At 73.0% G+C, this 12,292-nt stretch carries 10 protein-coding genes; 6 read left to right on the top strand and 4 right to left on the bottom strand.

Annotated features, from left to right (window positions below):
* Positions 1 to 570: 570 nt before the first annotated feature.
* Entirely contained in the window at positions 571 to 1,806 is a 1,236-nt protein-coding gene (locus AMA02S_RS42090; RefSeq protein WP_067461438.1) for an ATP-binding protein, read from the top strand.
* On the opposite strand, the gene AMA02S_RS43620 is transcribed toward AMA02S_RS42090, so the two are convergent.
* Positions 1,790 to 2,008, bottom strand: a complete 219-nt coding sequence (locus AMA02S_RS43620) for a hypothetical protein (protein ID WP_218005098.1) — start codon at positions 2,006 to 2,008, stop codon at positions 1,790 to 1,792. The genes AMA02S_RS42090 and AMA02S_RS43620 overlap by 17 nt on opposite strands.
* A 9-nt stretch (positions 2,009 to 2,017) precedes the next feature.
* On the opposite strand from AMA02S_RS43620, the gene AMA02S_RS22860 reads away from it, so the two are divergent.
* The gene (locus AMA02S_RS22860; RefSeq protein WP_067461439.1) at positions 2,018 to 3,565 is read left to right on the top strand and encodes a FadD3 family acyl-CoA ligase; all 1,548 of its coding nucleotides are present in this window, start codon (positions 2,018 to 2,020) and stop codon (positions 3,563 to 3,565) included.
* Here AMA02S_RS22860 and AMA02S_RS22865 read toward each other — a convergent pair.
* Genes AMA02S_RS22865 through AMA02S_RS22875 form a run of 3 tightly spaced genes read right to left on the bottom strand, consistent with a single transcriptional unit; the run spans position 3,549 to position 6,401 of the window.
* Positions 3,549 to 4,448: an acyl-CoA dehydrogenase family protein gene (locus AMA02S_RS22865; RefSeq protein ID WP_067461440.1), complete on the bottom strand. Its 900-nt coding sequence runs from the start codon at positions 4,446 to 4,448 to the stop codon at positions 3,549 to 3,551. The genes AMA02S_RS22860 and AMA02S_RS22865 overlap by 17 nt on opposite strands.
* Positions 4,445 to 5,575 carry an acyl-CoA dehydrogenase family protein gene (locus tag AMA02S_RS22870; RefSeq protein ID WP_067461441.1) on the bottom strand — a complete coding sequence of 377 codons (1,131 nt, stop codon included), beginning with the start codon at positions 5,573 to 5,575 and terminating at the stop codon, positions 4,445 to 4,447. Before AMA02S_RS22870 ends, AMA02S_RS22865 begins: the two co-directional genes overlap by 4 nt.
* Positions 5,565 to 6,401 carry an enoyl-CoA hydratase gene (locus tag AMA02S_RS22875; protein ID WP_067461442.1) on the bottom strand — a complete coding sequence of 279 codons (837 nt, stop codon included), beginning with the start codon at positions 6,399 to 6,401 and terminating at the stop codon, positions 5,565 to 5,567. The genes AMA02S_RS22870 and AMA02S_RS22875 overlap by 11 nt, the downstream gene beginning before the upstream one ends.
* Before the next feature lie 280 nt (positions 6,402 to 6,681).
* On the opposite strand from AMA02S_RS22875, the gene AMA02S_RS22880 reads away from it, so the two are divergent.
* The 4 genes from AMA02S_RS22880 to AMA02S_RS22895 all read left to right on the top strand — a co-directional run bounded on the left by AMA02S_RS22880 (position 6,682) and on the right by AMA02S_RS22895 (position 12,230).
* Positions 6,682 to 9,312, top strand: coding sequence for a DUF4118 domain-containing protein (locus AMA02S_RS22880; protein ID WP_084265495.1), 2,631 nt, complete (start codon positions 6,682 to 6,684; stop codon positions 9,310 to 9,312).
* Complete coding sequence (locus AMA02S_RS22885; protein WP_067461443.1) at positions 9,309 to 9,974, top strand: response regulator; 666 nt, start codon at positions 9,309 to 9,311, stop codon at positions 9,972 to 9,974. The genes AMA02S_RS22880 and AMA02S_RS22885 overlap by 4 nt, the downstream gene beginning before the upstream one ends.
* 115 nt (positions 9,975 to 10,089) lie before the next feature.
* Entirely contained in the window at positions 10,090 to 11,601 is a 1,512-nt protein-coding gene (locus AMA02S_RS22890; protein WP_067461444.1) for a DUF885 family protein, read from the top strand.
* Complete coding sequence (locus AMA02S_RS22895; RefSeq protein ID WP_067461445.1) at positions 11,598 to 12,230, top strand: LysE family translocator; 633 nt, start codon at positions 11,598 to 11,600, stop codon at positions 12,228 to 12,230. The genes AMA02S_RS22890 and AMA02S_RS22895 overlap by 4 nt, the downstream gene beginning before the upstream one ends.
* Positions 12,231 to 12,292: the final 62 nt, after the last annotated feature.

The following is a 12,292-nucleotide window of genomic DNA, read 5'->3' on the forward strand; positions in this document are numbered from 1 at the left end:
TAGCAGGACCGGCGCGGCCCCTCGCGCCGGCGGCGGCATCGGCGGTGGCATCGACGGTGATCGGGATGGGGACAGGAGTTCCGCGGCCCGGGTGGGACCGGCCGCGGGGGAGCGGCGCGGGGGCGGGCCTGCCGGGGCGGGAACTGGTCGCGGCTGCGGCGTGTTGCACCGCCGCCCTGGCCGCACTGGTCGTGTGGGGCGTATTCCTGCTGCAACGGCTCCAGAACGGCACCGACCCGGTCGGTCTGGTCCTGGACGACATGGCGGGCGTGCTGGTCGGGCTGCTGCTGGCCACCGCCGGGCTGCTGATCATCGCGCACCGCTCGGGCCGGGCGGCGGGTTGGCTGCTGCTGTCCACGGCGCTGGGACTGATCGCCTCACGCGCCGCGATCGTCGGGGCCACCGCCCATCCCGGGCACGCCACCGCCGCCGCCATCACGCTGCTGATCTGGATCGTCTCGATCACCCTGCACACCGCGACGATCGCGGTGCTGCCGTTGCTGTTCCCCTCCGGCCGGCTGCCCCGGCGCGCCCTGCGCTGGTATGTCGCGGCCGTCGCGGTGTTGGGGGGTGGTTCGCGGCTACCTCGAACTCGGCTGGCAACACGAGCAGTTCGGCGTCCCGAATCCGCTCTCCAGCGGATTCGGCGAGACGGTGCGAAGCCTGTCCGAGACGCTGGAACCCCTGCTCGCGATGAGCGGGATCGTGTCGCTGGCGATCAGCCTGGCGGTGATGACGCCGCGGTGGCGACGCGCCGGGGGGTTGCCGCGCTGGCAACTGGCCGCGTTCGTCGTGCCGTTCACTGTCTGGGTGATCGCGCTGAGAATCTCCTACCACCTGCAGTTGGAGGGATGGCCGCGGCTGGGGCTGCTGGGCGGCAGCGCGCTGGGCTGGGCGGGGGCGGTCGCCTACGGCTTCACCCGCGATCGGATCTGGGCGATCGACCGGCCCGCACGCCACCTGCTGACCGCGTTCATCCTGGTCACCGGTGTCATCCTGGTCTACGGGGGCGCGGTCGGCGCGGCGACGGCCACGAGCCGGGACGCCCGTGGCGCGGGGGCGGCGCTGCTGGTCTGCCTGACCTTCGCGGTCGGCACGGCGTTGCGGCCCACCGCGCTCTGGTGCACCCGAGCGGTGGATCGCCTCTACTACGGCGAACGTTCCCGCCCCTACCAGCTCGCCCGCGACCTCGCCGAGCGCCTCAGCCGCACCGTCCGCCCCCAGGACGCGCCCGCCCTGCTGTGCGCGACCGCCGTCGACAACCTTCGCCTGCCGGGCGCGCGCCTGCTGGTACCCACCCAGAACGGGCCCCGCCAACTGGCCGCCGCCGGCCGCCCCGCCGATCCGGACTGCCCCGAGGAAGAGTTCGAACTGGTCTACGACGGTGCCATCATCGGATGCCTCCGGGTTCGGCCACGTGACGCGGCTGCCGCACTGGACGGGCAGGACCGCGAGGTTCTGCGGTTCCTCTCCGACCAGGCCGCCCCGGCCGTGGCGTCCCTGCGCCTGTACGAGGACCTGCGCGCCGGCCGCGAGCAGATCCTCACCGCCCGGGAGACCGAGCGGTGGCGGCTACGCCGCGACATCCACGTCATCCTGACCGCCGACGAGGCCGTCCTCCAGGTAGAGATCCGCGACGACGGGACCGGCATCACCCCACGACAGCCCCCCACCGGCGTGGGACTGCAATCCATGGCCGAACGCGCCACCGAACTCGGCGGCACGATCGACATCTCCAGCAGCACCAAGGGCACCATCGTGCGGGCGGGACTGCCCCGCACGCCACCCCTCAGGGACGGTGGGTGACGGTCGGTTCGGGGTGCTGCTTGTGGAAGCGGCCGTCCTTTGTCGCCTCCGCCGTGGGGCGGCGCCATGCCGTGCCGGCGTGCCGCTGCTGACCAGCAGGCCCGAGGACCGGCGGGACAGGTCCGAGAACCGGGTAGGCCGCGTCTCGGCGGCGGTACCGGTCATCGGGACAGGGGCGGCGGGGCAGCGGTGCGAGCCGCACGATGGGGCGATGAGTTCGCTGACGATTCCCGCGGTGCTGGCCAGGACGGCGGAGACGTTCCCGAACGTGGAGGCGGTCGTGGACGGGGACGTCCGGGTGACCTACGCGGGCTTGCGGGAGCGCGTGCGCGAGGTGGCGGAAGCGTTCGTCGGGGCAGGGATCGGGCGGGGGGACCGGATCGCGATCTGGGCGCCCAACGGGCTGCGCTGGGTCGTGGCCGTACTCGGCGCGATGGAGGCGGGGGCCGTCCTCGTGCCCCTCAATACCCGGTACAAGGGGGAGGAGGCCCGGTGGCCTCTCACCCGGGCGCGCGTGAAGATGCTGTTCGTCGAGGACGGCTTCCTCGGCATCGACTATCCCGGGCTGCTCGGCATGGACTCGGCCGGGGTGGTCGCGGGGCTGCCCGACCTTGAGGCCGTGGTCACCTTCGACGGTGCCGAGCGGCCGGGCGTTACGCGTTGGGACGGGTTCCTCCGCACGGGCGTTCCGGACGCGCGGGCCGAAGTCGCGCCCGGTGACCTCGCCGACATCCTGTTCACGTCCGGATCCACGGGACGCCCCAAGGGCGTCATGTGCACGCACGAGCAGAACGTCCGGACATACGAGGCATGGACGGGCCGCACGGGCGTGCGAGCCGGCGACCGGTACCTGATCGTGAATCCGATGTTCCACACCTTTGGCTACAAGGCGGGCGTTCTGGCATGCGTGCTCCAGGGCGCCACGATGGTGCTCCAGCGGACCTTCGACGTCGCGGAGACGCTGCGGCTCATCGAGAAGGAGCGGATCACCGTCCTGCCGGGGCCGCCGACCGTCTACACATCGCTGCTCGATGCCCCGGGGCGCGCGGAGCGGGACCTGTCGTCGCTGCGGCTGGCGGTGACCGGCGCGGCGGACGTGCCGGTCGCGCTGGTGCGGCGGGTGCGCGACGAGCTGTTCCCGCAGGTCGTCACGGCGTACGGGTTGACCGAATCGGCCGGCACCGTCTCCGCCTGCTCGGTGGACGACGATGACGAGACCATCGCCACGACCTGCGGCAGGCCCATCGCGGACGTGGAGGTCGCCATCGTGGACGAGCGCGGCGAGCCCGTCCCGCCCGGCGTCGACGGCGATGTCCTGGTACGCGGCTACAACGTCATGAAGGGATACCTGGACGATCCGGAGGCCACGGCGGAGACCGTCCGCGACGGGTGGCTCGACACAGGCGACCGGGGGCGGCTGGACGGGCGCGGGAACCTGACCATCACCGGGCGGACGAAGGAGATGTTCGTCGTCGGTGGCTTCAACGTGTATCCCGCCGAGGTCGAGGACGTCCTGGCCCGGCATGACGCGGTCGCCGAATCGGGCGTGGTCGGGGTGCCCGACGCGCGGATGGGGGAGGTCGGGCGCGCGTACGTCCGGAGGCGTCCGGGCAGGCGGGCCACCGCCGAGGAGCTGATCGCGCACTGCCGGGAGCGGCTCGCGAACTTCAAGGTCCCGCGGGAGGTCGTCTTCGTGGACGACCTCCCGAAGACCGCGTCCGGCAAGGTCCGCCGGGTGGATCTCAGAGGGCGGCCATGACGCGGGCCCGGTGTTCGGCGGGGGAACCCCAAGCCGAGTACAGCGCGCGCGCCTTGCGGATCCAGAGCGACGGGTCGTACTCGTCGGTGTAGCCGATGGCGCCGTGCACCTGAAGGGCGGTCTTGGCCAGCGCGTAGGACGCCTCTGAGGCCGCGACCTTGGCGGCCGACACGTCCCGCGCGAAATCCGGTGTCCCGTACGCGAGCGCCGCGCCGCGGACCAGGGGACGGGCGAACTCCAGCTCCACCATCGTACCCGCCAGGTGGTGCTTGATCGCCTGGTACTCGCCGATCGGGCGGCCGAACTGCTGCCGTGTGTTGGCGTACTCGACCGACACGTCCAGGAGCGCCTGCCCGACGCCGATCTGTTGCGCCGCGCACAGCAGGGCGCCGAGATCGGTGAAGCCGGAGGCGCCCTCGGCGCGGAAGAGCCGCCGCGCCGGGTCCAGGGACGCGACGGGCCCGCCGGTCACCGTGCACTCGGTCCCGGAGGCGGTGACCACCAGGTCGGCGACGTCGGCGTCCAGCGCGTACGGGACGGCCACGGACACGATCGCCTCGCCTTCCGCGATCCTCGGCAGCCAGGGCGGGGCGACCAGTTCGGCGGCGGCGAGCGTCTCCACGTAGGGGCCGGGTGCGGCGGCGCGGCCCAGCTCCTCCACGGCGATCGCCAGCTCGACCGGCAGCACGCCCGCCCCGCCGTCCATTTCGGGGACGGCCAGCGCGAACACCCCGGCCGCGGCGACCGACGACCACAGGATCCGGCCCGGCCCCGCCTCGCCGCCCGCCCACGATCGGGCGGTCGTCGCGGTGCCCGCCTCCCGCAGGCGCTCACGCAGCGTCTCGGCGAACATCCGCTGCTCGGCGGACAGGACGAACTTCACCGCGACCCCCTCGGCAGGCCGAGCAGCCGCTCGGCGATCACGTTGCGCTGGATCTCGTTGGTGCCCGCGTAGATCGGGCCGGCGAGCGAGAATACGTAGTTCTCCAGCCACTCCGACGCCAGCTCGCCGTCCGGGCCGAGCAGGTCGAGGGCGGTCTCGTGCAGCGCCACGTCCAGCTCGGACCAGTAGATCTTGTTGAGGCTGGACTCGGCGCCGGCGTCGTCGTCCCGCGAAATCGTCTCGAAGCCCTTGAGCCGGTACGCCCGCGACCTGATCCACGCGTCGGCGACCCGGTCGCGCAGCGCGGTGTCGGACGGGTCGGCGCGCTCGCGCCACAGCTCCACCAGCCGCGAGGCCGCGGCCGTGAACCGGCCGGGACTGCGCAGGGTGAGGCCGCGCTCGTTGCCGGCCGTGCTCATCGCGACGCGCCAGCCGTCGCCGGGCGCGCCGATGACGTCCGCGTCGGGAACGAACACCCCGTCCAGGAAGAGCTCGGCGAACGCGGGCTTGCCGTCCAGCCGTCCGATCGGGCGCACCGTCACGCCCTCCGCGTCCAGCGGGAACATCAGGTACGTCAGCCCCCGGTGCCGCACCGACTCCGGGTCGGAGCGAAACAGCCCAAAGCCCCGGTCGGCGAAGGCCGCGCGGGAGCTCCAGGTCTTCTGGCCGTCGAGGCGCCAGCCACCGTCCGTACGGGTGGCCGTCGCGCGCAAGGCCGCCAGGTCGCTGCCCGCGCCCGGTTCCGACCACGCCTGTGCCCAGATCACCTCGCCGGACGCCATCGGCGGCAGGATCCGCGCGAGCTGCTCCGGCGTGCCGTGCTTCAGCAGGGTCGGAGCCAGCAGGTTGATCCCGTTCTGGCTGACCCGCCCCGGCGCGCCCGCCGCGTAGTACTCCTCTTCGAAGACCAGCCATTGCAGGACGGACGCGCCACGCCCGCCGTACCGCTCGGGCCAGGACACCACGCCCAGCCGGGCCGCGCCCAGCGTCCGCTCCCACGAGCGGTGGGCGGCGAACCCCTCTCCGGTCTCCAGCGACGGCAGCGGCGCCGCGGGGACGTGTGCGCTCAGCCAGTCCCGTATCTCGGCGCGGAACGCCTCGTCCGCGGCCCCGAACTCAAGATCCATCCGCGGCCGCCTTCATGCTCCTGGCGCTCTGCCCGGCCAGCGGGTCGTCGGCCGTCTCGGCGTTGTGCGCGTGGGCGAGGTGATGCAGGCCGAACACCGAGTCCATCCCGGCGTGCATGCCCTGGAGGTCCTCGGCCTGGTTGACGGCCTTCTTCGTCAGCGCGAGGCCGAGCCGGGGCATCGTGGCGATCCGCTCGGCCAGGGCGAGGGTTTCGTCCTCCAGCGTCTCGCGGGACACCACCCGGTTGACCCAGCCCAGTTCGTGGGCGCGGGAAGCGGTCATCCGCTCGCCGGTGAACAGGAACTCCTTGGCAACGCGCGGCGGCATCACCCACGGGTGCGCGAAATACTCCACGCCCGGAATGCCCATCCGGACGACCGGGTCGGCGAAGAAGGCGTCCTGCGAGGCGACGATCAGGTCGCACACCCAGGCCACCATCAGGCCGCCCGCGATGCAAGCGCCCTGAACGGAGGCGATCATCGGTTTGGGGATCTCCCGCCAGCGGCGGCACATGCCGAGGTAGACCTCCGACTCGCGGGCGAAGCGGCTCTCCGCGCCCGCCTTGCCGACGTGGTCCCACCACAGCCCCGCCCTGCGCGGGAAGCTCCGTTCGGCGTCGCGTCCGGGTGTCCCGATGTCGTGCCCGGCGGAGAAGTGCGGTCCGGCCCCGGCGAGGACGATCACCGTGACCTCGTCGTCCTCGGCCGCCCGGTAGAACGCCTCGTCCAGGGCGTAGGTCATCGCCGAGTTCTGGGCGTTGCGGTACTCGGGCCTGTTCATCGTGACGACCGCGACGGCGCCCCGGCGGTGATACTCGACGACCATCTCGCCTCCCGTGATTCTAACAACTGTTTGGTAGACTAGATGATCGGTCAACACCCGCCGGCCACGCACTCCCGGCCACCGGGATCTCCGGGGGGCGTAGGGAACGCGTGAAGATCGGGCTCCGGCGCGTAGGGAAAGCGTCAAGATCGGTGTGAATCGCCCGGAACAGAGGTTTCCTGCGACTGACGCCGCAGGGAGAGCTCCGCGTTCGCGCACGTCCTGGCGCCGAACCTCACCCTGGGCAGGACCGCTCCCCGCCGGGGCTGAGAGGATGACGACCATGGCCAGGGGGCAGCTCCGCATCTACCTGGGGGCCGCCCCCGGAGTCGGGAAGACCTACGCCATGCTGTCGGAGGCCCATCGCCGTGCCGAGCGCGGCACGGACGTCGTCGTCGGCTACGTCGAGACCCACGACCGGCCCCGCACCGCCGCGCAGCTGGAGGGGCTGGAGGTGCTGCCGCGCGCGCGGTTCGCCTACCGCGGCGCCGAGTTCACCGAGCTGGACGTCACCGCCGTGATCGACCGCGCTCCCGAGGTCGTGCTCGTCGACGAGCTGGCCCACACCAACGCGCCCGGCGGCCGGCACGGCAAGCGCTGGCGGGACGTGGAGGACATCCTGGACGCCGGCATCCACGTCATCTCGACCGTCAACGTCCAGCACCTGGAGTCGGTCAACGACGTCGTGGAGGAGATCACCGGCGTGCCGCAGCGCGAGACCGTCCCGGACGAGGTGGTCCGCCGCGCCGACCAGGTGGAGCTGGTCGACATGGCACCCGAGGCGCTGCGCCGCCGGATGGCGCACGGCAACGTCTACACGCCCGAGAAGGTGGACGCCGCCCTCTCCCACTACTTCCGCGTCGGCAACCTGACGGCGCTGCGCGAGCTGGCCCTGCTGTGGCTGGCCGGCAAGGTCGACGACCAGCTCGACCGGTACCGCAGCGAGCACGGCATCGGCGGCACCTGGGAGGCGCGGGAGCGGATCGTCGTCGCGCTGACCGGGGGGCCGGAGGGCGAGGCGCTGCTGCGCCGCGCGACCCGGATCGCCGCCCGCTCCAAGGGCGCCGACCTGCTCGCGGTGCACGTGGCGCGCGGCGACGGGCTGGCCGGGGCACGGCCACGCGACCTGGCCCGGCAGCGCGAGATCGTGGAAGGGCTGGGCGGCACTTACCACCAGGTCGTCGGGGACGACATCCCGCGCGCGTTGCTGGACTTCGCGGGCGCCGTCAACGCCACGCAGCTCGTCCTCGGTGTGTCGCGGCGGCGCCGGATCGCGCAGCTGCTGCGACCGGGCATCGGGGTGACGACGACGGCGATGTCCGGCACGATCGACGTCCACATGGTCACCCACGACCAGGCCCGGCGCGGCATCGTCCGCCCGGTGCGCGACGGCGGGCTGTCGGGGGGCCGGCGCCTCGCCGGGTTCCTGCTGGCCGCCTGCGGGCTGCCGCTGCTCACCTTCGGGCTCCTCCAGGCGCGTCCCGCGCTCGCGCTGCCGAGCGACATCCTGTTCTTCCTGGCGGCCGTGGTCGGGGTCGCGCTGGTCGGCGGGATGTGGCCGGCGCTGCTCACGGCTGTGGCCGGGTTCCTGCTGCTCAACTGGTACTTCACGCCGCCGCTGCATCATTTCACCGTCGCCGAGCAGGAGAACCTGATCTCGCTTGCGGTGTTCGTGCTGGTCGCCGTTGGCGTCAGCCTGGTCGTGGACCACGCCGCACGGCGCTCCCGCGAGGCCGCGAAGCTCGGCGGCGAGGCCGGGATGCTGTCGGCGCTCGCGGGCAACGTCCTGCGGGGCGAGCGGGCCCTGGACGCGCTGCTCGGACGGCTCCGCGAGACGTTCGGGCTGACGTCGGTCACGCTGCTGGAGCGGCCCGCCCCGGCCACGCCCGACAGCCACGGCGACCCGTCCGACTGGCGGATCGTCGCGACCGTCGGCGGGCGGCCCTGCACCGCGCCCGGCGAGGGCGACACCGAGATCCCGGTCGGCGACGACCTGACCCTGGCGATCCGGGGCCGGCCGCTGCCCGCCGGCGACCGGCGCGTCCTGGAGGCGTTCGCCGTCCAGGCCGCCGGGGCGCTGCGCCACCAGCGGCTGGAGGCCGAGGCGGAGCGGGCCCGCCCGCTGGAGGCCGCCGACCGGATGCGGACGGCGCTGCTCAACGCCGTCAGTCACGATCTGCGCACCCCGCTGGCCTCGGCCAAGGCCGCCGTCGACAGCCTCGCCACGTCCTCGGTCGAGTGGACGCCGAGCGAGCGCGAGGAACTGCTGGACACCGCCCGCCAGTCCCTCGACCGGCTCGACCGGCTGGTCGCCAACCTGCTCGACATGAGCCGGCTCCAGGCCGGTGTGCTCGGCATCGCGGCCCAGCCCATCGCACTGGAGGAGATGGTGCCGCGCGCTCTGGACGACCTGTTGGACGGCCGGGGCGGCGAGGCGGTGTCGCTCAGGCTCGGCGGGGATCTGCCGGAGGTCACCGCCGACCCGGCGCTGCTGGAGCGCATCCTGGTCAACCTGATCGCCAACGCGCTGCGGCACAGCCCGCCCGGCTCGCCCGTCCTCATCACGGCCGGCGCCATCCGCGACCGCGTCGAGCTGCGGATCGCCGACCGCGGCCCCGGTGTCCCGCGCGGCGACCGCGAGCGGATCTTCCTGCCATTCCAGCGGCTGGACGACCGCGACAACCACACCGGCGTCGGTCTCGGCCTCGCCCTGGCCCGCGGGTTGACGGAGGCGATGGGCGGCGAACTCGTCCCCGAGGACACCCCCGGCGGCGGGCTGACGATGATCGTCGCGCTGCCCGTCCACCGGCGCGTGCTGACCGGGCCGGACGAGGGGCCGGCGGCTGACCCGGGAGCGGACCCGGCCAAGGCACGCGGGGAGCCGTCCACCCGAGGCGAGGAGGGGGCGTCGTGACGCGCGTCCTGGTCGTCGACGACGAACCGCAGCTCCTGCGGGCGCTGCGCATCAACCTGCGCGCCCGCGACTACGAGGTCGAGGTCGCCGCCGACGGCACCACCGCGCTCCGCCGGGCCGGGGCGTGGAAGCCGGATCTGGTCGTCCTCGACCTCGGCCTGCCGGACATCCCGGGCATCGACGTCATCCACGGGCTGCGCGGCTGGACGCACGTCCCGATCATCGTGTTGTCCGGCCGGGCCGGCAGCCAGGACAAGGTGGAGGCACTGGAAGCCGGTGCCGACGACTACGTGACCAAACCGTTCGACATCGAGGAACTCGTCGCCCGGATCCGCGCGGTGAGCCGCCGCATCTCCGTCACGGACACGTCGTGGTCCGTGGAGGTGGGGGAGCACACCATCGACCTCGTCAACAAGACGGTGACCGGCGACGTGCACCTCACACCCACCGAATGGGAACTGCTGGACGTGCTGCTCCGCAACCCCGGCAAGCTCATCAGCCAGCGGCAACTCCTCACCACCGTCTGGGGTCCGTCCTATCTGCGCGAGACCAACTATCTGCGCCAGTACATGGCCCAGCTCCGCCGCAAGCTCGAAACCGATCCGGCGCACCCCCGTCACCTGCTGACCGAGCCGGGCATGGGCTATCGCTTCCAGCCCTGAGGGGTGGTCCGCACCCGAACCAGAAAACGGTCCACTTTCCGATCCATTGGCTCGTGTGGCCTGGGATCCGGCCTACCAGGCTGAGGCTGGAACAGCCGATGGAGGAGGGATCCGTATGGGTGGGACCAGGACCGATGGGCGATTGTGGGCCATCTGCGACCTGAGAATGCCGGCCGCGCGGGAGGAGGCCGGACGGCACGAGTACGACGGGATCGTCCAGGACCTCTCCCCCGGAGGGGTGAAGCGCGCGCTCGGCGCGCTGGGCGGCGAGCGCTACACCGATCCGCATGATGAGGCCCACGCTGCGGCGGCCGAGGAGGCCCTGCGCGTGACGTTCGGGGAGCTGGAGCTGCACCGGGCCAATCCGATGTGGCACATCCAGAACCTGGATCTCGCCTGCTATGACCGCGCGTACGCGTCGGAGGAGCGGCGCCGGGAGGCGCGCCTCGCGCACCTGCGTGCCTGGCCCGAGGCGGTGGAGGCGGCGGTGCGAGCACTCGACCACGTCCCGGCGCCGCTGGCGGTGGCGACGCTGCCCGCCGCCCGCGGGCTCGGCCGCCTCCTGCCCGAGGGTGAGGAGGCCGCCAGGAAGGCGCACGCCCGGTTCGTCGCCATCGTGGAGTCGTGGGCCGAGCACGGCGATCCGTCGGCGGCGCTCGGCGGCGCCGCGCTGGCCCGCCTCGTCTCCTCGGCCGAGGCGCAGGAGATCGACCTGACGGATCTGGCGATGCTGGCCGAGGCCGAACGCGGGCGCGTGCGCGCCCTGCTGGACGAGGCATGCCGGCGCGTCGATCCGGACGCCACGTCCGCCGAGACGATGCGCGCCCTGCTCGCCGACCATCCGGACGCGGGCCACCTGGTCGCCGAGGCGCGCGCGGTCACGGCGGAGGTGGTGGCGTGGACGGCCGAGCGCGGGCTGGTCCCCTACACCGATGGAGAGTGCCTGGTCGGCGAGGTGCCGCCGTCCCAGCCGGGGCAGGTGGCCACGATGACGGTCGCCGCCCCGTACGAGCCCGACGGCCCGAGCTGGTTCCGCGTGAACCCGCCCGCCCCGTCCGCCTCCGAACGCGACCGGAAGGACTGGTTGTCGATCTTCAGCCGGACGACCCTGCCGAACATCGCCATCCACGAGGTCGCGCCCGGTCACTTCTCCCACGGGCGGGCCAAGCGCCGCGCCGCGACCGACGTCCGCCGCACGCTGCACTCGGAGGGCTTCACCGAGGGCTGGGCGCACTACTGCGAGGAACTCGCGGTGGAGGAGGGCTTCCGCCAGGGCGATCCCCGGCACGCGGCCGGGGTGTACCGCGACGCGCTCTGGCGCGTCACCCGGCTGGCCTGCGTCATCGGCCTGCACACCGGCGCGATGGACCTCGCCGAGGCCGAGCACCGGTTCAGCGCCGACGCCTTCCTGGACGGGCCGGCGGCCCGGACGGCGGCGCGCCGCGGGCTGACCGACCCGCTCTCCGGCTTCTCCTACACCACCGGGAAGCTCGCCATCCGCGGCCTGCGGGACCGCGCCAGGGCCGCCTGGGGGCCGCGGTTCACGTTGCCGCGCTTCCACGCCGCGCTGCTCGATCTCGGCGCCCCGCCGCTCGGCCTCCTGGACACCGCGCTGGAACGCGGGTGATCCCCGAACCGGCACGGCTCCTGGCCTTCGTTGGCGCGGCCGCCGTCCTGATCCTCGTCCCGGGTCCCAACCTGGTCTACATCCTGACCCGCAGCGTCGCCCAGGGGCGGCGGGCGGGGCTGATGTCCGCGCTCGGCGTGGAGACGGGCACGCTCGTGCACATCGCCGCGGCGGTGCTGGGCCTGTCGTCGCTGATCGCGGCGTCGGGCGTCGCCTTCTCTGTCCTGAAGTACGCCGGCGCCGCGTATCTGGTCTACCTCGCCGTCCGGGCCCTGCTCCACAACGAACTGTTGGACGCGTCCGGCGGGGCCGAGCCGCTGCCGCCGGGCCGGCTGTTCCGGGACGGGCTCCTGGTGAACGTCCTCAACCCCAAGGTGGCACTGTTCTTCCTCGCCTTCCTTCCGCAGTTCCTGCCGGACGGGAGCGACACGGCGTCCGCGCACGCGCAGATGGCGGTCTTCGGGGTCGTGTTCTTCGTCCTCGCCCTGGCCCTGGACGTCACGTACGCCCTCGCCGGAGCACGGGCGAGGGACTGGCTGGGACGCCGTCCAAGGATCCTGCGACGGCAGCGCTTCGCCGTCGCCGGGATCTACCTTCTCCTTGGTGCCTACGCCGTCCTGTCGGAGTGAGCCGGCGCGGGCTCCGCTCATGAGTGTGCCCGGTCCGGCCTTCCTACCCCTGTGGAGAAAGG

This window comes from Actinomadura macra NBRC 14102 (assembly GCF_001552215.1).
GTDB classification, from domain to species: domain Bacteria; phylum Actinomycetota; class Actinomycetes; order Streptosporangiales; family Streptosporangiaceae; genus Spirillospora; species Spirillospora macra.